Annotated in this window: 25 protein-coding genes; 12 read left to right on the plus strand and 13 right to left on the minus strand. The window is 64.3% G+C overall.

The window, feature by feature from the left end; all coding sequences use genetic code 11:
* Positions 1–78: 78 nt before the first annotated feature.
* Both SVXhr_RS00310 and SVXhr_RS00315 read left to right on the plus strand, forming a co-directional pair.
* Entirely contained in the window at positions 79–2,244 is a 2,166-nt protein-coding gene (locus SVXhr_RS00310; RefSeq protein WP_275738419.1) for a hypothetical protein, read from the plus strand.
* A 360-nt stretch (positions 2,245–2,604) separates the two neighbouring features.
* Entirely contained in the window at positions 2,605–4,752 is a 2,148-nt protein-coding gene (locus SVXhr_RS00315) for a hypothetical protein (protein ID WP_275738421.1), read from the plus strand.
* 1 nt (position 4,753) lies between these two features.
* On the opposite strand, the gene SVXhr_RS00320 is transcribed toward SVXhr_RS00315, so the two are convergent.
* Together SVXhr_RS00320 and SVXhr_RS00325 are read right to left on the minus strand one after the other, a co-directional pair.
* Positions 4,754–5,380 (minus strand): class I SAM-dependent methyltransferase, encoded by a 627-nt coding sequence (locus SVXhr_RS00320; protein ID WP_275738424.1) that lies wholly within the window; start codon positions 5,378–5,380, stop codon positions 4,754–4,756.
* Positions 5,381–5,500: 120 nt separating this feature from the next.
* Entirely contained in the window at positions 5,501–8,053 is a 2,553-nt protein-coding gene (locus tag SVXhr_RS00325; RefSeq protein ID WP_275738426.1) for a glycoside hydrolase family 2 protein, read from the minus strand.
* Between the two features lie 138 nt (positions 8,054–8,191).
* Here SVXhr_RS00325 and SVXhr_RS00330 point away from each other — a divergent pair, with 138 nt between their 5' ends.
* Positions 8,192–8,401 carry a hypothetical protein gene (locus tag SVXhr_RS00330; protein WP_275738427.1) on the plus strand — a complete coding sequence of 70 codons (210 nt, stop codon included), beginning with the start codon at positions 8,192–8,194 and terminating at the stop codon, positions 8,399–8,401.
* A gap of 29 nt (positions 8,402–8,430) precedes the next feature.
* On the opposite strand, the gene SVXhr_RS00335 is transcribed toward SVXhr_RS00330, so the two are convergent.
* The 4 genes from SVXhr_RS00335 to SVXhr_RS00350 all read right to left on the minus strand — a co-directional run bounded on the left by SVXhr_RS00335 (position 8,431) and on the right by SVXhr_RS00350 (position 12,465).
* Positions 8,431–9,495: a hypothetical protein gene (locus tag SVXhr_RS00335; RefSeq protein ID WP_275738429.1), complete on the minus strand. Its 1,065-nt coding sequence runs from the start codon at positions 9,493–9,495 to the stop codon at positions 8,431–8,433.
* 96 nt (positions 9,496–9,591) lie between these two features.
* Positions 9,592–10,872 (minus strand): twin-arginine translocation signal domain-containing protein, encoded by a 1,281-nt coding sequence (locus tag SVXhr_RS00340; protein WP_275738431.1) that lies wholly within the window; start codon positions 10,870–10,872, stop codon positions 9,592–9,594.
* A gap of 96 nt (positions 10,873–10,968) precedes the next feature.
* Positions 10,969–12,042 (minus strand): hypothetical protein, encoded by a 1,074-nt coding sequence (locus SVXhr_RS00345; protein WP_275738433.1) that lies wholly within the window; start codon positions 12,040–12,042, stop codon positions 10,969–10,971.
* 51 nt (positions 12,043–12,093) lie between these two features.
* The gene (locus SVXhr_RS00350) at positions 12,094–12,465 is read right to left on the minus strand and encodes a hypothetical protein (protein ID WP_275738435.1); all 372 of its coding nucleotides are present in this window, start codon (positions 12,463–12,465) and stop codon (positions 12,094–12,096) included.
* Positions 12,466–12,870: 405 nt separating this feature from the next.
* Here SVXhr_RS00350 and SVXhr_RS00355 point away from each other — a divergent pair, with 405 nt between their 5' ends.
* Together SVXhr_RS00355 and SVXhr_RS00360 are read left to right on the plus strand one after the other, a co-directional pair.
* Complete coding sequence (locus SVXhr_RS00355; RefSeq protein ID WP_275738437.1) at positions 12,871–13,482, plus strand: YigZ family protein; 612 nt, start codon at positions 12,871–12,873, stop codon at positions 13,480–13,482.
* Between the two features lie 224 nt (positions 13,483–13,706).
* Positions 13,707–13,874 carry a hypothetical protein gene (locus SVXhr_RS00360; RefSeq protein WP_275738439.1) on the plus strand — a complete coding sequence of 56 codons (168 nt, stop codon included), beginning with the start codon at positions 13,707–13,709 and terminating at the stop codon, positions 13,872–13,874.
* A 126-nt stretch (positions 13,875–14,000) separates the two neighbouring features.
* Here SVXhr_RS00360 and SVXhr_RS00365 read toward each other — a convergent pair whose 3' ends face one another.
* The gene (locus tag SVXhr_RS00365; RefSeq protein WP_275738441.1) at positions 14,001–14,630 is read right to left on the minus strand and encodes a PH domain-containing protein; all 630 of its coding nucleotides are present in this window, start codon (positions 14,628–14,630) and stop codon (positions 14,001–14,003) included.
* Positions 14,631–14,819: 189 nt separating this feature from the next.
* Between SVXhr_RS00365 and SVXhr_RS00370 the strand changes: the two genes are divergently transcribed.
* The 4 genes from SVXhr_RS00370 (at position 14,820) to SVXhr_RS00385 (ending at position 17,104) form a co-directional block, all read left to right on the plus strand.
* Positions 14,820–15,563, plus strand: coding sequence for a zinc ribbon domain-containing protein (locus tag SVXhr_RS00370; RefSeq protein ID WP_275738443.1), 744 nt, complete (start codon positions 14,820–14,822; stop codon positions 15,561–15,563).
* A 77-nt stretch (positions 15,564–15,640) separates the two neighbouring features.
* Complete coding sequence (locus SVXhr_RS00375; protein ID WP_275740969.1) at positions 15,641–16,195, plus strand: YigZ family protein; 555 nt, start codon at positions 15,641–15,643, stop codon at positions 16,193–16,195.
* A gap of 103 nt (positions 16,196–16,298) precedes the next feature.
* Positions 16,299–16,652 (plus strand): helix-turn-helix domain-containing protein, encoded by a 354-nt coding sequence (locus tag SVXhr_RS00380; RefSeq protein WP_275738445.1) that lies wholly within the window; start codon positions 16,299–16,301, stop codon positions 16,650–16,652.
* Positions 16,649–17,104 carry a PIN domain-containing protein gene (locus SVXhr_RS00385; protein ID WP_275738447.1) on the plus strand — a complete coding sequence of 152 codons (456 nt, stop codon included), beginning with the start codon at positions 16,649–16,651 and terminating at the stop codon, positions 17,102–17,104. The genes SVXhr_RS00380 and SVXhr_RS00385 overlap by 4 nt, the downstream gene beginning before the upstream one ends.
* A gap of 128 nt (positions 17,105–17,232) precedes the next feature.
* On the opposite strand, the gene upp is transcribed toward SVXhr_RS00385, so the two are convergent.
* Positions 17,233–17,907, minus strand: a complete 675-nt coding sequence (gene upp, locus SVXhr_RS00390) for a uracil phosphoribosyltransferase (protein WP_275738449.1) — start codon at positions 17,905–17,907, stop codon at positions 17,233–17,235.
* Between the two features lie 175 nt (positions 17,908–18,082).
* Here upp and SVXhr_RS00395 point away from each other — a divergent pair, with 175 nt between their 5' ends.
* Together SVXhr_RS00395 and SVXhr_RS00400 are read left to right on the plus strand one after the other, a co-directional pair.
* Entirely contained in the window at positions 18,083–18,772 is a 690-nt protein-coding gene (locus SVXhr_RS00395; protein ID WP_275738451.1) for a DUF5828 family protein, read from the plus strand.
* Positions 18,773–18,850: 78 nt separating this feature from the next.
* Positions 18,851–20,035: an inorganic phosphate transporter gene (locus SVXhr_RS00400; RefSeq protein ID WP_275738453.1), complete on the plus strand. Its 1,185-nt coding sequence runs from the start codon at positions 18,851–18,853 to the stop codon at positions 20,033–20,035.
* A gap of 20 nt (positions 20,036–20,055) precedes the next feature.
* On the opposite strand, the gene SVXhr_RS00405 is transcribed toward SVXhr_RS00400, so the two are convergent.
* Positions 20,056–21,462, minus strand: a complete 1,407-nt coding sequence (locus SVXhr_RS00405) for a hemolysin family protein (protein ID WP_275738455.1) — start codon at positions 21,460–21,462, stop codon at positions 20,056–20,058.
* Between the two features lie 183 nt (positions 21,463–21,645).
* Here SVXhr_RS00405 and SVXhr_RS00410 point away from each other — a divergent pair, with 183 nt between their 5' ends.
* Positions 21,646–22,242 carry an L-threonylcarbamoyladenylate synthase gene (locus tag SVXhr_RS00410; RefSeq protein ID WP_275738457.1) on the plus strand — a complete coding sequence of 199 codons (597 nt, stop codon included), beginning with the start codon at positions 21,646–21,648 and terminating at the stop codon, positions 22,240–22,242.
* Between the two features lie 16 nt (positions 22,243–22,258).
* On the opposite strand, the gene SVXhr_RS00415 is transcribed toward SVXhr_RS00410, so the two are convergent.
* The 4 genes from SVXhr_RS00415 to SVXhr_RS00430 all read right to left on the minus strand — a co-directional run bounded on the left by SVXhr_RS00415 (position 22,259) and on the right by SVXhr_RS00430 (position 25,341).
* Positions 22,259–22,909: a hypothetical protein gene (locus SVXhr_RS00415; RefSeq protein WP_275738459.1), complete on the minus strand. Its 651-nt coding sequence runs from the start codon at positions 22,907–22,909 to the stop codon at positions 22,259–22,261.
* A gap of 54 nt (positions 22,910–22,963) precedes the next feature.
* A complete protein-coding gene (locus tag SVXhr_RS00420) occupies positions 22,964–23,566 on the minus strand; it encodes a hypothetical protein (protein ID WP_275738461.1) in 603 nt (200 codons plus the stop codon).
* 74 nt (positions 23,567–23,640) lie between these two features.
* Complete coding sequence (prs, locus tag SVXhr_RS00425; RefSeq protein WP_275738463.1) at positions 23,641–24,480, minus strand: ribose-phosphate diphosphokinase; 840 nt, start codon at positions 24,478–24,480, stop codon at positions 23,641–23,643.
* A 54-nt stretch (positions 24,481–24,534) separates the two neighbouring features.
* Positions 24,535–25,341 carry a hypothetical protein gene (locus SVXhr_RS00430; protein ID WP_275738465.1) on the minus strand — a complete coding sequence of 269 codons (807 nt, stop codon included), beginning with the start codon at positions 25,339–25,341 and terminating at the stop codon, positions 24,535–24,537.
* Between the last annotated feature and the right edge of the window lie 14 nt (positions 25,342–25,355).

Raw genomic sequence — 25,355 nt, forward strand, 5'->3', positions numbered from 1 at the left:
CCACCACACGCCATATTCTCAGCACTGATATTATGTTTCACCAACACATTCATCACTCTTCCCGGACGAGACGTGGCTATGAATCGCCGACGATTCATTGCCAGTGTCGGTGGGGCGGGGATCGCTGGCGTGGCCGGGTGCCAGTCGACCGGCGGGCCGGATCAACCGCTGTATCGGGTTACAGAGGACGGATTCGAACGCCGGGGCGGCCAGGGTGTCGAGGAGATCACGGTCACGGGTGTGAATCTCGGGATGGCGAAGCCGGGGTATTTCCCCGGCTCGGCCGCCATCGAACGCGCCGAATACGACCGGTGGCTGGAGCATATCGGGGCGATCGCCAACGTCGTCCGGACCTACACGATCCACCCGCCCGCATTCTACCGTGCGCTTCGAGACTACAACGACCACGCCACGGAGCCGCTGTTGTTGCTCCAGGGCACGTGGGTCCCGACCGAGGACTTACACGAAGCGGGGGACGCCACCGACGTCACGTCGACGGTCGATCCCGAAATCCGCCACACTGTCGATGTCGTCCACGGGGAGGCGACGCTGTCCGAACAAGATGCGTTCACGGCCGGGACTTTCGACGCTGACGTCAGCGACGTCACGCTGGGGTATCTGTTCGGTATCGAGTGGCCACCGGAAGTCGTCGTCGGGACGAATCAGGTATCGACCGACGGCGAGTTCGAGGGGCCCTATATTCGGACGAGGGGCGGTTCCCGGTTCGAGCAGTGGCTCGCCGGCCGACTCGATACGTTCGCGACCCACGAGACCGAGACCTACGGCGTCCAGCGGCCGCTGTCGTTCATCAACTGGGTGACGACCGATCCGCTCGACCATCCATACGAACCGTATCACGACGAGGATCTGGTCAGCGTCGACCCCGATGCCGTCGTGGCGACCGACGATTTCGACGCCGGGACCTTCGCGTCCTATCACGCCTACCCGTACTATCCGGGGATGCTGAACGAGACGCCCTCATACGTCGGTTACACCGACCACCGCGGGGAATCGAACAGCTATGCGGGATACTTGACGCACTTGATCAACTCGACTGACCAGCCGGTGGTGATCGCCGAGTTCGGCGTCCCGAGTTCCCGCGGGGTCACTTATCGGCACGTCCATGGCCGAGATCTGGGTGGCCATACCGAGCGCGAGCAGGGTGAGATGGTGGCGGCGATGTATCAGGACATCCTCGCATCGGGCGCGGTCGGTGGCGTCGCCTTTTCGTGGCAAAACGAGTGGTTCAAACGCGCCTGGAACCTCGACGCGCGCTCGGTCCCCGGGCGACGCCCCCACTGGTCGAACATCGAGACGCCGGAACAGCGCTTTGGCCTTCTGGCGTTCCAATCGCCCGACTCGATCACGCTCGATGGGTCACCCGGGGACTGGGACGACGCGACGGTGGTTCGACCCGAGGGATCGACCGACTCACCGGACGCCCGCACCCTCACCGCACTCCGGGTCACCCACGATCTCGAAGGGCTTGCCGTTCGGCTGGCGTTCGAGTCACTCCCGGACCCGATGCGATGGGACCGGTTGAACGCGGTCGTGACGGTCGGGTTGACCGGCCGTGAGCGGACGCTTCCGATCGGCTCCGACCTCACGGCGACGGCGGACTTCGTCGCAGATCTGGGTGGTCCCGGCAATTCCAGACTGCTAGTCGAATCGTCCTACGACGCGTTCGCTCGTGAGTACGGCGAGGATGCGGGACTCGATCTCGACGCGTATCGTGACGGGAGTGCCGGGTTCGTGCCCGTGCGTGAGCCGGTCAACCTCGGGTATACGGTGCCACTAACCGACGAGGTGGTCCCGTTCGAAGCCGTCGAAACCGGCCGACTCAGGTACGGGAACGGCAACCCCGATGCCGAGAACTACGATTCGTTGACTGACGTCCACGTCGACTCCGCAAACGACGTGATCGAACTTCGCCTCCCGTGGCTCCTGCTGAACGTCGCCGATCCCTCCTCGAAACAGCGGCTCGTGACCGAGTGGGATGGCGGGCTTGCGGCTACCGACTTCGAGTCCGTCCGCGTCGGCGCAGCGACTTACGATCCCGGTGGCGAGGGGACGGACAGTTCCAATTCGACAGGACTGATCGACCACGCGATTCCCGGGATGACCGGGAGCACTCTCGACACGACGACGTATACATGGTCGACGTGGGACCGACCCGATTACGAGGAGCGGCTGAAGGAATCCTATCACGTCCTCGAGCGGACCAACTGGGGCGAGAACGGCTGACGTACCATCGACCTGTCGATACATTCGATGCCAACTGTTACCTGCTGTCCGCTCACTTCCGAGTATCAGTATTGTTAATACGCCCTCCCTGAAGCGCCGCCAATTTCGCACTCACGTCGGTGTCGCTGAGAGTGCTTCTGGAGGGTCCTACCGGTCAGCGGCTCAGACAGGTCACCCACGGTATCGGTGCTGAACGTGATTGATTCGGCCGCCTGACCGATCTGGGGCTTCGAGAGGCTCGCTGTCTGGGGCGTCACTCTCGGGGTGGCGCTGCCGGGGTATTTCACCGATCTTGTGCCATCTGTTACTCGCTCTGTGTGTCCCCGAAAACCTCATTATTGATAATGATATAATGCTGGTGTGAACCGCCGCCAATTTGTCACGCACGTCGGTGCCGCTGGGATTGCTGGCGTCGTCGACTATCAGTCGGCGGCCCAGACAGACCAACCGCAGTATCGGGTAGACAGTGACGGGTTCGAGCGGCTGACCGATCAGGGCGCTGAAGCACTCACGGTCAGGGGAGTCAATCTTGGGATGGCAAAGCCGGGATATTTTCCCGGTCATGCTGCTATCGACCGGGCGGAGTACGATCGCTGGCTTTCCGCTATCGGGCAGATTGCCAACGTTGTCCGGACGTTTAGCATTCATCCACCTGAATTCTACCGCGCGCTTCGGGCGTACAACGACGCTGCCGACGAACCGCTGTTGTTGCTCCAGGGCACGTGGGTTCCGACTGCGGACTTACACGAATCGGGGGACGCCACTGCAGTCACGTCGACGGTGGATCCGAAACTCCGCCACACTGTTGACGTTATCCATGGGGACACGACGATCCCTGAACGATCTGGGCTTCCGAGTGGCACCTTCGACGCCGACGTAAGCGACGTCACGCTGGGGTATCTGTTCGGTATCGAGTGGCCGCCGGCGGTCGTTGCCGGAACGAATCAGGCGGCTACTGACGGCGAGTTCAACGGATCGTACGTCCAGACCACGGGTGGATCGCGGTTCGAACAGTGGCTCGCCGGCCGGCTTGACGTGCTCGCTTCCTACGAGGGCGACACCTATGGCGTCCAGCGCCCGCTGTCGTTCGTTAACTGGGTTCTCACCGATTCGCTCGAACACCCATACGGGCCGTATCGGACTGCAGATGCGGATGGTGTCGACCCCGACGCGATCGTTTCGACCGAGGACTTCGATCCGGGAATCTTCGCCTCCTATCACGTCTATCCGTACTATCCGGATCTGTTGAACGAGACGCCGTCGTACCTCAACCACACCGACCACCGGGAAGAGGCAAACAGTTACGCGGGATATCTGGCTGACCTGGTCGCGGAGACCGACCAGCCGGTGTTGATCGGCGAGTTCGGCGTCCCGAGTTCACGCGGGATCGCCCATCGTCACGTCCATGGGCGGGACATGGGTCGCCATACCGAGCGTGAGCAGGGTGAGATCGTCGCCGCGATGTACCAGGACATCCTCGCGTCGGGGGCGGTGGGTGGCGTCGCCTTTTCCTGGCAAGACGAGTGGTTCAAGCACACGTGGAATCTCGACGCACGATCGGTCCCCGGGCGACGCCCTCATTGGTCGAATATCGAAACGCCGGAACAGCGCTTTGGGCTCATGGCATTCGAATCGCCGGAGACGATCACACTCGATGGGTCATCCGAAGACTGGGAGGATGCAACGGTACATCGACCCGACGATCGGACGCTCACTGGGCTCGCCGTCACCCACGATCTCGAAGGACTCGCGGTTCGGCTGGCGTTCGACTCGCTCCCGGACCCGATGCGATGGGACCAGTTGAGCGAGATCGTGACGATCGGGCTCACGGGGCGCGAGCAGCCCCTCCCGATTGGCTCTGGACTCACGTCGACGGCGGATTTCGTCGTCGAACTGGGCGGGCCTGGCGATTCCAGACTGCTAGTCGAATCGTCCTACGACGTGTTCGCTCGTGAGTACGGCGAGGATGCGGGACTCGATCTCGACGCCTATCGTGACGGCAGTGCCGGGTTCGTTCCCGTCCGCGAACCCATCAACCTCGGGTACTCGGTCCCAGTGACTGACGAGGAGGTTCCGTTCGAGGCTGTCGAAACCGGCCAACTCCGGTACGGGAACGGGAATCCCGACGCTGGGGACTACGATTCCCTGACTGACGTACACGTCGATACCGAACAGGACGTGATCGAACTCCGTCTCCCATGGGTTCTGCTAAACGTTGCTGATCCGTCCTCGAAACAACGAATCGTGACCGAGTGGGATGGGGGTCTCGACACCACCGATTTCGAGGGGATTCACGTCGCCGCAGCGACCTACGACGCCAGCGGTGATGGGTCGACGAACACTGCGAGCGGAGTCGATCCGATCGAACAGGCCATTCCCGGGGTGACCGAGGCCCACCTCGAAACGACGACGTACACCTGGGAGTCATGGTACCGGCCCGATTACGAGGAGCGGCTGAAGGAGTCCTATCACGTCCTCGATCGGACCAACTGGGGCGAGAGTAACTGACTTACTGTCGCTTCCGGAGTCGCCCACGCACGAACGGCCGGACCGGCGTGACGCCGAGTTCGAACCGGTCCATTTCGACAACGTCGAACGCCGACTCGCTCGCGAACCGTGAGGCTGTGCGTCGCGTGAGGTGACACCCGCCCGCGAGTCGTTTCCAGACGGGCGAGACGGCCGTCTGGACCGTCTCGCGCCAGCCGTCGTCGGCGACGTGTTCGAGAAAGCGGAACTCCCCGCCCGGTCGCAGCACCCGGCGAACCTCCGCGATCGACGCCGGAACGTCCTCGACCGTACAGAACACCATCGACGAGACGACCGCGTCGAAGTGATCGTCCGGGAACGGCAGGTCGGCCGCACCGGCGTCGTGAAGCTCGATCCCAGCAGTGGCGTCTGCGGTCCGATCGCGCGCTCGCCGACGCATGTGCGGATCGGGTTCGATGGCGTGAACCGTCGCGCCCTCGAAGTAGGGGAACATCGCGCCGGTGCCCGCACCGAGATCCAGCACGACGCCGTCGAGGCCGTCGGCGAGGTATTCCCGATGCGGGTCGAGGATTGTCCGCTCGGCGTGGGCCATCGCCGGGTCGTAGATCGCCGCAAACAGCGGGTGGGCGGGGGCAGTGTCCTGGCTCATTGCAGGTGGTTGGATCGCTGGATTCCTGACTCTTGGTTTTCCGGCCGTTCTTGACTCCGCCGGATCCCGGGATGGGGTAACACCGGTGAACACAGGCCCGGATCCACGACGGTATCAGCGTCAGTACGTCTCCCGCAGGTGACGGACCGAGAGGTCGTTCCGCAACCGGGCCCCGACGAGTCCGTCACGGAGATCGTCGTACGAATCGAAGGTGATCGTCCGGTGTTCGCCGGGTGCGAGGTGGATGTAGTTATCCGAGAACGACCCACGGAGGTCGCCCACGTCGAGTTCGACGAACAGCGCGGCGCGTTCGCTCGTCAGTGTCACGGCAGTACCGTCGATCTCCCACGTAACGTCCGTCTCGGGTAGGTCCAGTGCCTTGTAGTCCTCGAAAAAGGCCTCGGCGGGGAAGGTGTCGCCTGGAACGTCGTGTTCGGTGGACAACGAGTCACCCGAGCCGTCGAACTCGGCCCGGACCATGACCGCCGACGGATCGACGCCAGCCGGGAGCTCGTCGCGGTCGATAGTCTCTATGGCCGTACTTTCCTGGGACGCAATATCGACGTCGATGGTCCGTTCTTCGATGACGTCGCCGTCGAAGGTGACGATCGTGAGGTCGATCGTTCCCGAAAGCGGGCGGGGCTTGTCGCTGGTGAGCCACAGCGTCTGGGCGGTGATCTCGCCCCACTCCTCCCGGTCGCTGTCGGCCTGTGCGTTGTCGCCGCCGGTGTCGGCATCGAACTCGGGGTGAAAGGAGAGCAACACCGGGGCGTACTGGCGTCGGGCCGCGTACTGCTGGGCCTTCCACTTGCCGTCGTACTCGATCGAGGCCCAGGAGGCCACCGGCCAGAGGTCGTTGAGTTGCCAGTACAGCGTCCCCATCGTCGTGGGTTTGCGCCGCCGCCAGTACTCGATGGCGGTGGTCATGGCCTCGGCCTGGAGGAGTTGGCTGAGATAGACGAAGTCCGCGAAGTCGAAGGGGATCCGGAAGTACGAGGCAAGCCGCGTGAGGATGGTCGCGTTCCCGCCGGGGTTGCGCTGGTGGTGCTCCATCATCGGCGCGGTCGGGTTGAAATCTCCTGGGTCGAGGACCGTCTCCAAGGACTCTATCGAGGGAAACGACTGGTAGCCGAACTCCGAGACGAACCGTGGCTCGGTCGTATAGTAGTTCTCGAAGGGCTGGCGATCGTGCCAGACCGCCCAGTAGTGGATATCGCCTTTCTCGAAGGTATAGGGGTCTTCGGCGTCGGGGCCGCTTGAGGGCGAGCCCGGCCAGTACGTCCGTGACGGGTCCTCCTTGCGAACAGTCGCGCCGATGGTCTCCGTATAGAGGGCTTCGTAGTCCGTGACGTGTTCGGCGTGGGCGTCGTGATCGGCGAACCAGTTGTGGAGTGCCTCCTCGTTCTCGTTGTTCCCACACCACAGCGCGATCGACGGGTGGGTGGCGAGCCGACGCACCTGATAGCGGACCTCGTCTTCGACGCTTGCCAAGAACGCCTCGGTGGCGGGGTACAGCGAACACGCGAACATGAAGTCCTGCCAGACGAGGATACCCTCTTCGTCACAGCGGTCGTAGAAATCCTCACTCTCGTAGTAGCCGCCGCCCCAGACCCGGAGCATGTTCATGTTCGCGTCGGCGGCCGAGCGGAGCAGGTGTTCGTATCGATCGGGGGTTACGTCGCCGTACATCGGCGCGACCGGGATGGTGTTTGCCCCCTTCGCGTAGATCGGCGTGTCGTTGACCTCGAAATAAAACGCGGTACCGTCCTCGTCGGGGTCGACGACGAGATCCAGGTCCCGGAAACCGACGCGATCCGTGACTGTCTGCTCCGTTTCGCCGTCCCTGACCGTTACGGCGAGCTCATACAGCGGTTGGTCGCCGTAGCCGTTGGGCCACCACAACTCGACGTCCTCGACGGAGAGCGTGAGCGGGACTTCCTGCTGGCCCGCTTCCAGGACGACCGTTTCGGTCACGCTTCCGTCGGCGACCGACGCTGCGAGTTCGTACTCGCCCGCCGCGGGGGCGTCGATCCCGGCCCGGACGGTGACGTCGATCCCCGAACCCGTGTGATCCTGCGCGGTCTTGGTGTAGGTGAGCCGCGGGCTGGAGTAGGCAATCAGCGAGATGTCGCGGTAGATCCCCATGGTCGGCAGGACCGGCCCCCAGTCCCAGCCGTAGTGACACTGGGCCTTCCGCACGAACGGCCGACCGGGTTGCTCGACCGGATAATGGGTGTGTGGGATCTCGTAAGGGTGGGCCGCCATCTGCTCGATGCCGTACTCGACCGGCGAGCGGAACTGGACGGTGATCTCGTTGGTTCCGGGTTCCAGCGCCTCGGCCACGTCGAACTCGTGGCCGACGTGCATGTTGCTCGACTCGCCGACGACCTCGCCGTTGACCAGCACAGTCGCGACAGTATCCAGCCCCTCACACTGCAAGCGCACACGGTCCTCATCGAGGAATTCCGGGTCGACGTCGACCGTGCGGCGGTACTCCCAGTCGGTTTTACCCACCCACTGGACGTCGAGTTCGTTGTCCGCGTAGAACGGATCGTCGATCTCACCGTTTTCGAGCAGATCCGTGTAGACGCCACCCGGAACCGTCCCGTCGAGCCAGGCGTCATCGTCCTGCGCCCGGAACTGCCAGCGGCCGTTGAGGGGGATTTTTTGCATGTCCTCCCTTGCGCCGGGTGTCCATTAGGCGTTGCCGTCGGCTGGCGGGTGATACAGGACTGTTCCGACAGTCCCAGTCTTCGGTGGGCGGATAGCGTGAACCGGGTGCTTTACCATCTGGGAGATACAGACACGGATATGAACGGATTCACGGATCGATTCAGCGACCGACTCGAACCGCTTGGCATTGTGACGGGTGCCTTCCTCATCGTGATGTGTCTTGCGACGGTCGTCGGGATGCCCTGGAACACGAACGGGAGCGCACTGGTTTCGATCATGCAACTGCTCGGGATCGTGGGCACGGCTGCCATCGGCGCAGGACTTATCTGGCTCGCCCGGACGGAATAACGGCCCGCTCCCCTCCGGTTTCGCGACGACTAGCCTTTTCTCGGCAGGTACGCCATCCCGAGCAACATCGCGGCGGCGAGTCCGCTGAAGATCGTCACGCCCCAGAGGCCGTTTTTCCGCTCGGTGAAATACGCCTGGTCGTCGAGTTGCTGTTGATACGTGTCGTAGGCGTCCCCTCGGGGCAGGATCTGGACCTGTGAGGAGCCACTGAAGTGCGTGAAGTAGGGCTGGTCGGCGAGCGTGATGTTCGCCCCTTCGGAGAAGCGAACTGTCTCCGTGCGGACACCGTCCCACGCGAGCGTGACGCCGTCGGCTGTGACGCGTTCGATTGTCGTTTCGTTGCCCGCATAGTGGATCGCTTCTCCTTCTTCAAAGCTCGTGGTGTCGGCCGCGGGCAGGTACGTCTCGAGTGGCGTCGTCGCGTTGTCGGGTCGACTGACCACCGACTTGACATCCTCGACGGTCACGGTCTCGTTGTATACAGTGCTATCGCGGGCAAGTCGCCCCTCGACGTCGAACTGTTGGACGAACGTGACTGCGGAGGGATCCGTGGCGTTCTCGACGGCTACCAGGTACGGCTCAGCCCAGGTAAGCTCCAGGCCATCGGCGTTGATGGCCGTGATCGTCGTCTCGTTGTTCCGGTAGGCGAGCGTGTCGCCGACGGCCACGCTCTCGTTCATCGAGGCGTTCTCGACGTGGGTGAGCGTCGCCGTTGGCGGGTCGGCCGAGGTGTTGACCCCGACTCGGTAGGTCCCGTTCTCGTAGGCGAACGTCGAGCCGTCGGCGAGCGTGCTCGACCACCGTGCCCGCTGGCCATCCCATTGGACTTCCAGCGGCGAGACGGTGGTATCGTTCTCGAACGTCACAGTGAACGTCGCGGATTCGTTCGTCCAGGAGAGCGCTCCGGAATCGCCGTCAGCGTCGACGTTCTCGACCGTGTAGGTCCGATCGCCGACGTCGAGTGTCGCTCCGGCTGCGTACTCGTCGCCAGCCAGTGACACTGTCGGCTGCTCCGCGATGCCGATGAAAGCGTACGCTGAGACCCCGACGAGAATGAAAAACGCGGCATAGATCGCGCCAGCGCGTCGTTGCATACCTTCTCGGTCGGCGTGTCCGCCCAATAATCGTTTTGGCACCGGCCAATTGGGTCGATTCCTTCGGGCGGACGCTTCCGGGATAGAACGGCTGTCCTACGCAGGCCGGGGCCGAGGAAGCACTCGATGCCGGCGCGGCGGCACCAGGAAGTTCCCGCGATGCGTGGTGAAGATGTACTCCAGGATGCCGTTGTTGACCCGCTGGCGGATCGCCGGCTCGTCGGTCAGGTCGGCCCCGTTCATCGCCTCCCGGACGTCCTCGAAGGCCGTGATCCCACGTTGCAGCGACGGGAAATGAAGTGCGGCGACGTCGCCATCCGTCGACTCGACGTGGCGTCGCAGGAGTCGGACGTTACCGTCCTCGTCGCGGTTCGCCCGGGCGGCCTTCTGGGCGTGGCCGACTCGCCCGTGTTCGCGTGCGTGTTCGCGGACGTTCTCGATCATCCCCGGTGTGAGCCCGCTCGAACTGCCCAGGTTCTCGCCGACGCCCTCGACGAGTCCGTCTTCGGCGTGGACGGGGCTGAACAGTTCCGCGACGCGCTGCTCGAAATCCTGTTCGCCGTACCAGTCTTCGAGGCGCTGGCGGAGCCGCGAGACGTGTTTGGTCGTCCCGCCGGCGAAGGGCCCCGACTCGATCGTGACGTGGTCCTCCGTGGCCTGATTGCCACGGAACCCGGCCTCGAAACCCATGAACAGCGGCGACGCCTCCGGGACGGGCTTCGAATCCGGAATCCCCGCGACGTCCTGGCGGTCGGCCGGTAGCCCGGGCCCGACGAACCCCGACCGGCGGTCGGCGACGGTCATGGCGTCCGTGATCGGGGCGTCGACGGTGACGCCGTTGACTTCGTCGCGCTCGCCCGTCAACGCCGCTTCGGCTTCGAGAATCACGTCCGCACGGTCGCTGGCGAGGTGAAGCAGGGCGTCCTGGGTGTCGAATTCGGGCTCCTCGAACGGCGAGAGGCGTCGCGGCGACGGTAGGTCGATCCCGTCGGGAAGCGACGCGTCGAAGCGCTCGAAGTACGCCGGCGAGTAAGCGATCGAGTAGATCAGCCCGTCGTTCGAGCGTTCGTAGGCTCGATCGAGCGTCCGAAGGGCGTCCCGAACCACCGTGCGGTCGGTGTCGGTCGGCGGTTCGTCCCCGTCGAGATTCACATACAGCAGCGACTGGTGGCGCGGAAGCGCCACGTTGCCGTGGTCGTCGGTTCGAACGCGGTCGTTCCAGGCGTGCTGGCGCTCGGGCAGCGTCGCGGGATCGTCGACGCCCGTCGGCACGGGCTCGTCAGTGATGTCGAGACACGCACTCAGTGCGGCCACGCCCCCGGTGGCGACGGCAGCTTTCAGGAACTGACGCCGGTCGAAATCCGATCGCGCTTCCATCGAGGTCCCTTGACGGCCCGGGGGCAAAACCGCGTCGGCCGCGGCGAGCGCTGCGGTGGCCGCGGCCCACCGCCAGCGGTGCAGTCCTGGCTCACTTCACAGCGACAGCGTCACCGTCGGGACGTCGAAAAATGCCGTCTCGTAGCCCTCGTGTCGGGCGACCTGTGGCGGTGTCTCGACCGAGATCGACACCTCGCCGCCGTCGTGGCTCGTGGTTTCCCGCTGGTCGCCCTCGCGTGGCAGCGTCGTCCCGTAGTGATATCCCAGGTCGGGGTCGATCGTCCGGGTCAACTCCGCTTTAGCTCCCTTTTGCCCGTCGCGTTCCGGGGCCACGGCCAGTCCCATCCGCGAGAGTGCATAGCCGTTGTATCGCGTCCGTGGTGAGGCCGCGAGGTACGCCCCCTCGCCGTCGACGCCCGCGGGCGGGTCGACGATCGTCGCCACGTAGCGCACGTCCGCAGCCATAGCTGTCACCGTCTCTCCCGGCAACTCCTCAGCAGTGGGGGCAATGCCGGTCGGGACGCGTTCCATCGCCATCGGATCGAGCGCGTCGCGCTCCCCGCCCCGATCGAGTCGGTCGAAGCGAATTTCCCGCATGGCACTCTCCTCGAACGTGAACTCGAACGTCGCCGTCGCTGGCTCGTCGAACCGTCCCGCGAACGCGCCCGTCGGGCGACTCGCCGTCGCGCCGACGCGGACTGCCACTTCGTAGTTCTCCCCGTCCTCGAGCCCCGCGAAGTTCGCGCCGTGGTGGACACCCATCGGTTGGGAGAGCATCGCATAGACCGTCTCCTCGGAGACGAGCGAGCCATCCCGGGTGATTTCGACGGCGACGCCGACGTCCGGGAGGACCATCCCCGTCTCGGGATCCCAGACGGTCGCCATCAGGTGGACCGAGTCCGTCTCGTCGATGGACGTGCGCTCGGCGTCGGTGCCGGTGATCGTCCAGAATCGGTGTGGGTAGCTATACGAGAGCGCCACGGCGTAGTCGCCGCTCGTCTGTATGCCGATCACGTCCATCCCTTCGACGTGGCCCGGCACGTAGATCGCCTCGGGGCGGTCGTCGAGGACCGACGGGACCTCGATGGCCCGTGACTCCAGGGAGCCACACCCGGCGAGGGCGGTGGCGCTGACCGCCGATCCAGTCGCGAGAAACTCCCGTCTGAACACGGTTGTAGTATAGCGCTCGGTCGCCAAAACGGGTTGGGTTCCCGGCGGTCGCTACCGCGAGGCGGGCGAGCCGGCTGCCCCGAGTTCGCGCCGCCGCGTCCGGGCGACGTACAGTGTCGCGACCGTCAGCCCGATCATCGCGGCGTCGAGGACGTGTTCGAGTCCGTGGAACGGACCGGTCTGGAGGCCGGCGACCGCCAGCCCGATCCGACCGGCCATCGTCAGGAGCACCGCTCCGAGAAACAGCCGGATCCAGTCCTGTTTGGGACGCCGGGCGACCGCCACCCGGGCGAGCGCCAGGCCCGCGAGCGCACCGCCGACGACGACAGCGACGGCGAGCCCGCTGTCGATTGTCCCGGCCGCACGGGCATGGAGGTACCAGGACGTGACCAGCAACATACTGGCTCCGACGTCGGCCGCCATACAAACAATTTCGGTTTGCTTGGATTCGTGATAGGTATCCTACCGTTTCGGCGTGGGGGGCTGTCAGTCCGATCGGTCGGGTCGAACGACGTCTCGGCAGTCCGGGCAGGTCGCGTACATCGCCTCGCCGCCGGCGCGTTCATACCGGATGAGGACGCGACCGGGTGTGATTACTCCTCCACACTGGGGGCATATACCGACTGGACGGGTGTCTGCGTGCATTGTACTGAAAGGGGAAGGTTGGAGCGTGTGCGGCGTGTGACCGGCGGCGCTCCACTCTCACCTGGTTCCCGAGAGGGTAAATATGCGATCCCCCCGGAGTGAAAGTGAAACTGCTGGACTGTGACCGTCTGCGTCGAGAAACGTCGCGAAACTGGTTTTACCCTCGCCGGCGAAACGCCGACAGTGACTGACGAACGCTACCGGACGGTCGCCGGCCCCGGCGAGGCGCGGTTTACGATCTCAGGTTCGGAGTTCATCGGCCACGCCCGACCGGCCGAGACTGTTGACGCCGCCGAGACGTTCGTCGATTCGATCCGGACGGAATACGACGATGCAACCCACAATGTCCCGGCTTACCGGGTGCGGGCTGACCCCCTTCGGGAGTGGGCCAGCGACGACGGCGAGCCCTCGGGGTCGGCGGGCAAACCAGCCCTGAACGTCCTCAACGGCCAGGAGCTACAGAACGTGGTCGTCGTCGTGACGCGGTACTTCGGTGGGACGGAACTGGGTGTCGGCGGCCTGGTGAGCGCCTACTCGCGGGCAGTGAAGGAGGCGATCGAGGACGCCGGCGTCCGGGAAGAGCGGCCACACGAACGCTTCGCGATCGAGGTCGCATACGACGATTCCGGGACGGTGCGATCGATTCTGGAGAGCGAAGGGGCCGACTTCGAGGCCAGTTACGAGGAGCGTGTCCGGTTCGTCGTGCGGGTGCCGACCGCCGACTCGGCGGCGCTCCGGGATCGGATCGCGAGCGCGACGAGTGGCCGGGCGACGGTCGAAACAGCTGAGGAATGAACGCAACCCAGCGGCAAGGCACGTCGTCGATGGTCGTTGGGCACACAGGTTCGGACCCTTTATCGATGAAAATTACGCTATTTGATGTAATATGGAGTCAAATAAATATATAGAAATACGAGACGGAAGTTACATTTAACTGGCGCCCAGTTACCCACCCGATGGGTATCGTCCAACTTATCATCGACTTCGTGCTTGGTCCCATTACTCTCTTTGACGTACTGATGAACTTGGGTTACCTCGGTCAGGAACTCGAGTACACCGTCGAATTGGTCTTGCACGGCCAACTCGTCCCCGTGCTTGAGGCGTTTGCGCTGGGTAATATGCTGTTAAGTAAAGCCGTTGCCGGCTTTTTCGGGACGCTGATGTGGCTCGGCATCCTTAGCTCGTGAGGGTACCGTCGCTGCCGTCTTGGAGGGCAGTTCAATCAATCCCGGAGACGGGGACAGGACCGTACGGCCGGGTTGGTCGCTTCTGTGTCGGTGGCGTTGCAGTTCACTGACGAGCCAGTGGCCTGTTCAGTCGTCCCGAACGGACTTCAGTGCCGACTGGCGTTTTCGGATGACGTTGGCGACGCGAACCGGGTTGCTGATTCCTGCGAAGGTCAGCCCGCGGCCGGTATTGAAGATCGGCAGCGCCGAGAGAAACGGTAGCGCGCCCAACGCATTCAGCGAATTTCGAGTGAGTGTCGAGTCTGAGAGGATGATCGTCCCGTGGCCCAGCAGGCGTTCGAAAAACGTCGACCCGGTCTGCATCGAACGGGCGTCTCTGAGCCATATCTCGGTCGTCTTTTTCGAGGAGATGCCGGTGACGATCATCGCCCGCCGGTCGGTGATGACGTAGCGAATCCGTTTTCGCCGGTACCAGATCCAGCCGAAAATAAACAGCGAGAGCAGGATCGGAATCACGACTACCACACCACTTCCCGCCTGCCCGCCGACGAGAAGCCCGGCCAACAGAATCAGTACAGCACCGACGAGCTGGCCGAACCAGACTGTCCACGACGGCCGCGTCTCGACGATGATCGTTTCATCGTCCAGTACGTGTGGCCGCTCAGTCCCGCCGCCTTGTTGGTCATTGCGCTTTTGCTGTCCCCCTCGCTGCCCGCGTCCTTGCTGTGGTTGTGATTGCTGTGGCGAATCGGACATACGACAGATTATTTATATGGAAGATCCCATGTAAAAGATTTGTATTCACAGATAACATATTATACAAAATGATTGTAAATACTGTGGAACCAGCGGAAAAAGACGACGAAACAAAAATCTAAATATGTTAAAGTATAACTAAAATATACTGACAGAATTATTTAATAACTGCTATTTCGATTACGGAACATGGCGGTCTGTTCGAACTGTGGCGCAGAACTTCAGGACGGCGTCAATTACTGCAGCGGCTGTGGTGAACCAGTGGCCGACCGGGGCGTACCGGGGGAGCGCTCCCGATCCAGCGGGCAACAGCGACCGAGTTGGGACGGGAACGATCCGCCCGCTGAAGGGCAATCTCAGCAGGCACACGCTGGGCCCGGGCAAGACCGCCGGGCCGCAGGTCAGCCACGACAGGGGGAATCGGATGGCTATGGAGATCGACGCCAGCCAGGCAACCGCCAGCCGACGGCGACGGGGGCCGGACACGCATCACCGGGGGCCGGCCAGGGGTACCGGGACGCCAGAATCGGGAGGGCACCGACGGGGATCAGGGTGCTCTGTGCAGTGTTCGGTCTCCTCGGTGTGTTCTCGCTGTTCACCGGGGCCATTGCTGGGGACGCGAGTCAGGCCGCGACGGCCCTCGGCGCGAGGGGGACTGGATCGACACTCGGCGGACTGGGATTTCTCCTCGTGTTGATTGGTATCGGTGACTTCGCGGCCGTCTACGGGCTGTGGAACCTGGACTGGTGGGGCTGGCTGCTTGCGGTTGCACTCGTCGCTTTCAGTCTGCTCGTGAACGTCGCCCAACTCGCTGGTACAGGTGGGGGCATCGTTCTCATCAGTATCGTGGTGCATCTCGCTATCGCGGGGTACCTCTACAGGGAGCGTGCTCTCTTCGACGTCGAAGCGTTTCTGCCGGTAGCGATGCAGTGAGCGATCTCCCCGAGGGTTTCCGTCGCTCAAGCCGTTCGGAACACACGAGTGCCGGCGTCGCTGAGGGGCGGTTCACCATCTCGGGTTCGGAGTTCATCGGCCACGCGCGCCCGGCCGGGACCGTTGACGCGGCCGAGGCGTTCGTCGGTTCGATCCGTGCGGAGTACGACGATGCGACCCACAACGTCCCGGCCTACCGGGTGCGTGCCGATCCGCTCCGGGCGTGGGCGAGTGACGATGACGAACCATCGGGATCGGCAGGCAAACCCGCGTTGAACGTCCTCGACGGCCAGGAACTTGAGAATGTCGCGGTCGTCGTAACGCGGTACTTCGGCGGGACGGAGCTGGGCGTCGGCGGGCTGGTGAGTGCCTACTCTCGGGCTGTCAAGGAAGCGGTCGACGACGCCGACGTTCGTGAGGTGCGCCCACACGAACGCGTTGCGATCGAGGTCGAGTACGACGATTCCGGGACGGTCAGATCGATTTTAGAGAGCGAAGGCGTGGAGTTCGAGGCCAGTTACGAGGAGCGCGTTGCGTTCGTCGTGCGGGTCCCGACCGCCGAGTTGGCGGCGCTCCGGGATCGGGTCGGGAGCGCGACAAGTGGGCGGGCGACGGTCGAGACATCCGAGTGATCCGGGACTGCGGCAACAATGCCATGCACTATCTCGTGTTCATCCCCCACAACCGGCACATCTATTAGTGTTCAGAAATGACACCCCGTAATAGAGAACAGCCATGTCCGGAAATACGGACCGCGATGATCGCGGGCAATTCGAGACCGATTTCGACGACCGGGACATCATCCGGTACTTCGCTGTGGGACGGCCGTTCCACACTGCTGGGGAGGTCGCCGATCGCTTCGACATCGACCGATCGACCGCTTACCGGCGGCTCCGTACGTTGGCGGAGGCGGGTCGACTGGAGAAGGTCTCGCTCGGCAGTCGAACCGTCGTATGGTGGTACACGGACGACAGCGAGGACACCGAGGGCAACGCCGATCCCCTGTTCGACGCGCCGGCGTTTTCCGTCGACGATCCGGTCGCTGACGACGAGATCGACGATGTCCTTTACGGGTCAGTCGAGCGATGAGCGGGGCCGGCGCGACGCCGCTGTTCATCGATACGGGCGCGTTTTTCGCGTCCTTCGTTTCGAACGCGCCACGTCACGATCAGGCACGAGCAGTCATGGATGCGATCGGGGACGATAGACTGCACTTTCGACCGCTGTACACGACGAATTACGCCCTGAGCGAACTGGCGACACTGATGTTGCGAAAGGCGGGCCACGAGCGGGCGAGTGCGACGCTATCGTGGATCCGGGACTCGGACGCGGTGACGATCCTGCATCCGGACGCGACGACGTTCGGTGCTATCTGTGCGGAGTTCGACCGGTACGACGACCAGCAGATCTCCTTTGTCGATCACGCGACGGCGACGCTCGCACGCGAGCATGATGTCGAACACGTCTTCGCGTTCGATGACGATTTCCGGACGCTGGGGCTGTCACTCGTTCCTGCCGACATCGATATGCCGGACGTGTAGTCTCATTCACACTCTTCACACCACGGGCGGGAAAACAGCCGGCAAGCGCGAGGAAAACGTGTCGCTTCGGAGCCGTTCGATCGAAATGGCGAACGACCGAACAACGGAATTCCGTCGATAAACGACGCTCACGTCGTCCGGAACGCCCGGTCGCCGGCATCGCCCAATCCGGGGACGATGTAGCCGTCGTCGTCGAGATGATCGTCGACAGCTACCGTCAGCAGTTCGACGTCGGGGAACTCCGCCCGGAGCCGATCCAAGCCTTCGGGGGCGCTGACCGCCGAGAGGACGATCACGCGTTCGGGGTCCGCGCCGTCGAGCACTTCCTCGATGACGGCACACATCGTCGAGCCGGTCGCCAGCATCGGGTCGGCAAGGATGAGGGTGTCCTCGTCGTGGATCTCCGGCATTTTGACGTACTCGATGGAAATGTCGAAGCGCCCCTCGGTGTCCATGCCGCCTTCCTCGTCTCGGCCGGCGGAGATGACTCCTTGCTTTGCCCGGGGAAATGCCTTGAGCAGCCCCTCGACGAACGGTGTCGCCGCCCGGAGGACGTTGACGATCACGACGTCGTCCATCTCTCCGACGCGTTCGCCCTCGGTGGTGGTCAGCGGCGTCTCGACGGTGACAGTCTCGCTTTCGAGCAGGCCATCGACGATCTCGTAGCCACAGATCCGGCCGAGTTTCACGAGCCCCTTCCGGAAGGCGACCTGCTCGGTCTCGACGTCACGGAGTCGTGTGAGCGTGTCCCTGGCCAATGCGTGAGAGACGACCTTCGCGCGTTCGTGGTCTTCAATAGTCATCGTTGATACTGTCGCCAGCCCGCCTCAAAGGCGTTGATATTTGCCGGCGGGATGACCGCTGTGCGCCGGCATTTGGCAGGGGAGAGACTCACACGCTCCGATAAGGCTTATACATATCGACACCTACGAATGCTATCACTGGGAGCGACGTCTCATCTCTCGCTCCCGAGATATCATGGACGAAAGCGTCTCCGGATTCAAAGTTCACGGCGGTTGGGTCGACGTGGTCGAGCACGGTGAGCGTATCACGCGCGCCCTTCGGGAACTCGCCGACGAATACGACATTGATGCGGACGCACTCGAAGAGTTCGACGAGTGGCGGCCCAAAAGTCACGAGCGCCTCGACGAGGATGTGAACGAAAAGACCGCCCAGCAGGCACGTCTCAACGAGGGCGCGGGCGAGAAAAAAGGCAAGGGCCCCGACGAGGACCTCCGGACGGCCGGCGAGAAACTCGCCGACTCCTACGAGAACTTAGACGAACCCGACGAGGCCGTCGATTCGTGGGGTGAGTCGATCGATTATGTCGCCCGCGCTGCGGACTCGGCCGGCCGGAAGGCCATCCGTACCGTCGAGGACAAGGTCTATCGGAACGTCATGACACGGGTCGCCCCGTATTACTTCGACAACGACCTGGTCAGTGCGAATCTCCGGCGGATCGACGGCGAGGACCCCGAATACGTCTTCGAGGTCAACGTCAACGACGACGACCTCAAGATCCGCGTCTCGAACAAACTCGCCGATCTCGACCAGGAGGTCGATCGCTGGCACATCGACGCGCCGAAGGAGACCGACGCGACCGCGGCCGCCGAGGGCGTTGAGGTGCCGGACGAGGACCGCGACTGGACCGACTCGACGACGACGTGACGCCCCCGTCCGGACTGACTCACTGAGTGACGGCGTGGTTCCATAGATTATTACCTCGCCGAGACTGAACGCTCTCCAATGGGAGTACTCGTGACGGTCGCCACGCTCGTCGTCGCCGCGCTGGCGAGTCTGTTCATGGCGTGGGCGATCGGTGCGGGATCGTCAGGTTCGACCCCCTTTGCGCCCGCCGTCGGAGCTAACGCCATCTCGGTGATGCGGGCGGCGTTCGTGGTCGGGTTGCTCGGCCTGGCAGGGGCCGTCCTCCAGGGCGCGAACGTCTCCGAAACGGTCGGGTCCGGGCTCGTTCTGTTTCCCGACGGCGGCGGGTTGACTCCAGCCGCGTCGATCCTCCTCCTTCTCATCGCGGGGGGGCTGGTCGCCGTCGGCGTCTTCACGGGGTACCCGATCGCGACGGCCTTTACCGTGACCGGCGCGGTCGTCGGCGTGGGGCTGGCGCTTGGCGGCCAGCCGGCCTGGGCTACCTACCAGGAGATCGTCGCGCTGTGGGTCGCGACGCCGTTTCTGGGCGGCGGGATCGCCTACGGGACTGCCCGGTGGCTCCAGAGCGGGATCGGCGGCGAGGATCGGATCGTCGCCGCCCTCGCTGCATTGATCGGCGTCATCCTCGCGAACGTCGAGTTCAGCGTCCTCGGCGGGGCCGGCGAGGGGGCCTCGATCGCGGTCGCGGTCTCGCGTGCGCTCGGTGAGCCCCCGTTTGGCCCCGTGCTGGTGACGGTGGCCCTGGCTGTGCTTTCCGCCGGGACACTCTATCGGTTTCTCCGGATCGACCGGGCGGCCGCCCAGCGGCAGTTCCTGCTCGTGCTCGGCGGGCTTGTGGCCTTTTCGGCGGGCGGGAGTCAGGTCGGCCTCGCCGTGGGCCCGGTGTTGCCGGTCGTCGACCCCTACGACGTCCCGCTGTTCGCGGTGCTGTTCGGCGGTGGCGTCGGTCTCCTGGTGGGCTCTTGGACCGGTGCGCCCCGGATGATCAAGGCGTTGAGCCAGGACTACTCTTCGCTGTCCCCGCGACGGTCGATCGCGGCGCTGATTCCCGCGTTCGCGATCGCCCAGACGGCTGTCTTCTTCGGGATTCCGGTCTCGTTCAACGAGATCATGGTGAGTGCCATCGTCGGCAGTGGCTTTGCCGCCGGTGAGGCCGGTATCAGTCGAGCCAAAATGGGCTACACCGTCCTGGCGTGGATCGGCTCGCTCGCGCTCGCGCTGGCTGCCGGCTACGTGGGCTATACCCTGCTGGCGATGGTGTGAACGATTTCCTAGCGGCCGACTCAGTCTTCGCCCTCGTCGTCGGTCGGTTCGGTATCGTCCTCCCCGTCTGTCCCTTCCAGCGGGTTCGCCTCTTCCGGGCGCGTGATGCGGGCCCTCATGATCCGGGTGTTCTCGACTTGCTCGACACGGATCTGAACCCCCTCGTACTCGATGGATTCGCCTTCCTCGACGAGCCGACCCGCTCGGTTGAAGATGAACCCGGCGATGGTCTCGAACTCCTCGCCCTCCGGGAGGTCGATCGACAGCGCTTCGTTGACTTCCTCGATGTTGACTTCCCCTTTGACCGTCACGGTGTCGTCGTTGACGAATTCGATCGGGTGTTCCTCTTCGCCTTCGAGGATCTCGCCGACGATCTCCTCGGTGAGGTCCTCCATGGTGACGAGTCCCTCTGTGGTGCCGAACTCGTCGATGACGATCACCATGTGGAGGCGTTCGCTTCGCATTTCCGTCAGGAGATCGTCGACGTTCTTGCTTTCGGGGACGTGCAGCGTCGGCTCGATGAGGTCTTGCAGCTCGACATCGTCTCTCCCGCCGTACTGGGCGTCACGGACGAGATCACGGATGTTGACGACCCCGATGACGTTGTCGAGACCGCCCTCGTAGACCGGCAGCCGGGTGTGGCCGCTGTGGACACACTCCGCGATCGCCTCTTCGACCGACGAGTCGGCCGAGATGGCGTCCATGTCCAGGCGCGGCGTCATGACCTCCTTGGCGATCGTCCGGTTGAATCGGAGGGTCCGATGGAGCATCTCGCGTTCCTCCTCGTCTAAGACCCCCTCGCGTTCGCCGGTCTGGATCATCTCCCGGATTTCCGAGCGGGACAGATACGACGACTCGATGGCGGGGCCGCCACCGGTGAGCTGATTGATGAACTGGGTCACGTAGTGGAACAGGGTGATCAGCGGCCACAGCAACTTCCCGACGATCTGTAGCAGCGGCGCGACGCGGCGAGCGTGCAATTCGGTGTTCTCGACGGCGTAGGATTTGGGTGCGGTCTCGCCGAATATCAGCACTAGCGACGTGATCCCGAACGACGAGACCAGCACTGCCGTCCCCGGATCGAAGTAGAACCCCACGAGCGTCGTCGAGATCGAGGACATCGTGATGTTGACCATGTTGTTCCCGACGAGGATCGTCACGAGCAACCGGTGGGGGTCGTCTTTGAGAGACTTGATCGCCTTCGCCCCACGGAGCCCCTTCTCGACCATCGGGTCGATCCGGTGGGCCGGCAGCGAGAACATCGCGATCTCGGAGGACGAAAAGAACCCCGACCCCATGATCAAAAAGAGAATCATGAGGACGCCAATTGCCGTGACACCGGTCTTGGACAGTTCAATGCCAACGATCGGCACGGTGTACAGTTGTATACCGGCCTCTGCCACTGCTGTAAGCACAGATATCCCCATCACTCCACCTTGGTGTCTGCCGGGAAATTAACTCTTTGGTGGCGCTCCACAATGGCGTGGATCCCCGGCCGCTCCCGACAGACTTAGTCGGATCCGCTCCCAACGACGGGTCATGTCGCCCATCGATCATTCGAGGACACGTTCTCCCGGGCGCGCTCGGAAACCCGATCAGGTCGGACCGCTATGACGCCGGACGTGAATCTTACCACGGCGGCCGAGGTCGTCGAGTCCGGCGGGCTGGTCGTCTATCCGACCGAAACGGTCTACGGGCTCGGCGCGGACGCGCTCGACCCGGCTGCGATCGAATCCGTCTTCGCAGCCAAGCGTCGGGATCGCGACAACCCGCTTTCGCTGGGCGTCGCGTCCGTCGAGGCCGCTCTCGACTACGTCAGCCCGTCGCCGACCGAGCAGCGGTTCATGGAGAACTTCCTGCCCGGCCCGGTGACGGTCGTCGTCGGGGGGCGCGACCCCGTCCCGGACGCACTCACCGGCGGCCGCGAGCGGGTCGGCGTTCGCATTCCGGACCACGACCTCGCACGCGAACTCCTCGAACGCACCGGCCCACTGACGGCGACCAGTGCGAACGTCAGTGGTCGGCCGAGCGTCACCGATCCCGCTGATCTGGATGCCGAGATCCGGACCGCTGCCGGCGCGATCCTCGACGGCGGGGAGGCGCCCGGGATGGCGAGCACCGTCGTCGATGTCGGTCGCGGGGTCGTTCATCGTCGCGGTGCGAACGCCGACGCGGTCGAGGACTGGCTCGAAAATCGTTCGGCGTGACTGGCTTGCGACCCATTCAGAGTAGCGACCGCAGCGACCGCGTCTTGACACCACACTCGTCGCGATACTCGCAGGGTTCGCACTTGCTGGGATTGGCCGTTCGCGGAGGTGGCCCGTCGAGGGTTTCGACGGTCCGGAGCGTCGAGCGATAGGTCGCCCGGCGGTGGGCCGATAACGGGACGCGTCGCACGATTCCATGGGCGGGATACTCGGCGAAGGCGACGGGTACTTGCTGTTGTCGCTCGTAGGCCAGCGCGAGCGCGGCGGCGACCAGTCGCACGGATTGGGGCTCCCAGACGCCGTTTTCGGGTGGCGCGCCGGTGAACACCAGCGACGGGGCCACCGGCTCGGCCAGGATTTTGTGGGCGATCCCACGGCAGTCTCGCCCCTCCAGGAACGCGTTCCGGTCGGCCGGCTCGACCAGGCTGTCCCAGGCGTCGAGGCCGGCTTTCACCCGACCCAACCGTGAGCGGAACTGTGTCGGCGTGACGGCGATGGGTTCTTCGGTGAGGTCGGCTTCCAGGAGTCGGGGATACGCGAACGCAAGCTCCCGCCTGGCCTCGACTGCCGACGGAACCTCGAACTCGCCCGCATCCCGCCGCCGGTAATAACACTTGCGCGGGCAGTACGCCGCAGTCGACAGTTCGCGGAAGGTGGGCACGCCCACCGCTGGCTGCGGATTCCTATATAAACGCGCGCCGAGGGTGTCCACCGCGTGTTCTCAAAAGGAAACGTCCGTCTCGATGTCCGCGGCGGCCTCGTCGAGACCGTCTTCGGTGACGTCGTCGAGCAGCGGTTCGGCCAGGTCGGCGTCGGGGATCGCATCCCGGTAGGCGCTCCGGAAGCGATGGCTTACGTTTCTGGCCTCGTCCCGGGCATCGGCGACTGCCCGATACCGGCCGACAGCTTCGGGGTCGAGATCGAGCGCTGCCGCCACTTCCTCGTCGTCCTCACTCTCCCGCAGGTAGCGACGACATTCGTCCCACGGGATGGGCGTGTCGGTGTCGGACTCCCGAAAGAGATGCAGTTCCAGTCTCGCGACGATGACTGTCTCCGTGTCGACATCGAGGGCAGCGGCGAGGTCGTCGTCGCTTTCCCCGCGATAGAATCCGCGGATCAGCCTCACGCGCGCATCGTCGGCGAGGGTCGTCTCGAAGGGAAAGGCCCCGCGTAGCTGTTCGACGATCTCCCGGAGCCGCCGATCGACGCGCTCCTCGTCGATCTCCGAAAGCGTGCCCCGCCCGTCCTCCTGGCTTTCCGTGACGGTGTCCGTCCCGGCCACCTCCTCGAAGAGTTCGCGGAGTTCGTCGGTCTTCTCGTCCATTCGCGAGCGATTTGAACGTCACAACCAATGTAGGTGTCGATCAGCCCACCGCCTTCGCTGGGGGTCGGCCCCACTCACAGCGCGTCGGCGATCGCCGGCGCGACGCTCACGTCGCTGATGACGCGTTCGAGCGTGTCGGTGCCGTAAATCAATTCGGCACCGACCCGGGCGATCTTGCTCAAGGCACCGGTTGCAAACACCGGATGGACACAGGTAGCGAAGATCCGATCGGCCTCGGCGTCCGCGACCACGGCGACCGACCCTGACATCGTCGAGCCGGTGCCGACGATATCGTCGACGACGACGACGTCACGTCCCGCGAGTGACTCCTCCGTGGGTGCCGGCCGTTCGCCGTCCGTCGCGTCGATCAGGTGGTCACAATCCCCGGCCCCGTAGGCGTCCCGGACGCTTTCGGCGAGCGGGGCGGCTGCGGCGTCGGTCGAGAGAAAGAGTGGATCGGTGAGAGCAGCGGGCAGCGGGTCGGCCAGTCGGGGCGCGCCGTCGATGACCGTCGTCGGCACGTCGAAAAACGACGCGACGTTCTTCTCGTGGGGCGTGACCGTCAGGACCCGATCGGTACCGGTCGAGATCGCACGGGCAGCGGCGCGCGTCGAGATGATCTCGCCGGGCTCGAACGTCTGGTCCTGGCGGGCATACCCCATGTACGGCAGGACCGTGACGACCTCCTCGGCCCCCGCCTGGCGAGCGGCGTCCTGGAGCTGGAGGAGTTCGATATGAGCGTCACTCGAAACGGTGGAGGCGACGATGATCGCTCGCTCGTCGATGGGTTCGGTGACGGTGACGTGTAACTCGTCGTCGGGAAACCGCTTGGTCGTGGTCGCGCCGAGTGATTCGTCGAGTTCGTCCGCGAGTCTCGCAGCGAGGGTCTGTGAGGCCGACCCGCTGAGGATCATATCTATCCCCAGGCGACGGGTCCTAAACCCGTTTTCGATCTTTCACCCACGCCGTCACTGATCGGCAACGGCAAGCCCCGAGACGTCTTCGAGTCCGAGCGACCGGGTTCGCCACCCTTCCGCGCCGTCTTTCGATGCCGCCGGATCGACCAGGATGGTCCCGGCGTCGGTGACCGCGACGATCCCGCCTGCGTAGCCCACGTCGACGATGGGTTCGTCAATCGGCGGCTCGCGACGGCCCCAGGTGCCGTCGTACTCGTAGAGGCCGTCCGGTCCGACGGCGTGGGCACGCTCGCCGTCGCTTGCGACCGCGTGGACATCCACGGGTCGCTCGCAGGCCCACTCGCCGTCTGCGTACCGGTGGATCCCGTCGGCGTTTGCGGCCAGGACTGCCCCGCCCGCCGCGACGTCACGGGCCGTCTGGAGTCCGGCGTGCTCGAGACGACCGTCCCCGATTCGGTGGACGCCGTCGTTGGCAGCCAGCCACTCGTCGTCGATCGCGCGCGCGCCGTCGACGCTGCCGAGCCGTCGCCACTCGTTCGCGACGAACCGGGAAACGTCGCCGTCCGGGCCGGCGGCGATCACCTCACCGTCGAACCCGACCGCGACGGCCGGGCCGAACCCGGTCGCTTCGAAGGATTCACCGCCGTCAGTGCTTCGATAGACGTCCTCGTCGGTCGCGATCAGGACGACGCCGTCGCCGGTCGCGACGTCCCGAATCGCCCCGCGCCGGAGGAGCCTGAACCGGCCGACGCGGTCGTCGGAGACGGCCACGAGCGTCAGCCCCAGCGGCGAGCCCACGTAGACGTCGGTCTTCTCCCGGCGGTCGGCGTAGATCCGGTCTTCTGCCATCTCGCCCATACCAGGGGGACCGA

Source organism: Halorhabdus sp. SVX81, assembly GCF_029207715.1.
In the GTDB taxonomy this organism is placed as follows: domain Archaea; phylum Halobacteriota; class Halobacteria; order Halobacteriales; family Haloarculaceae; genus Halorhabdus.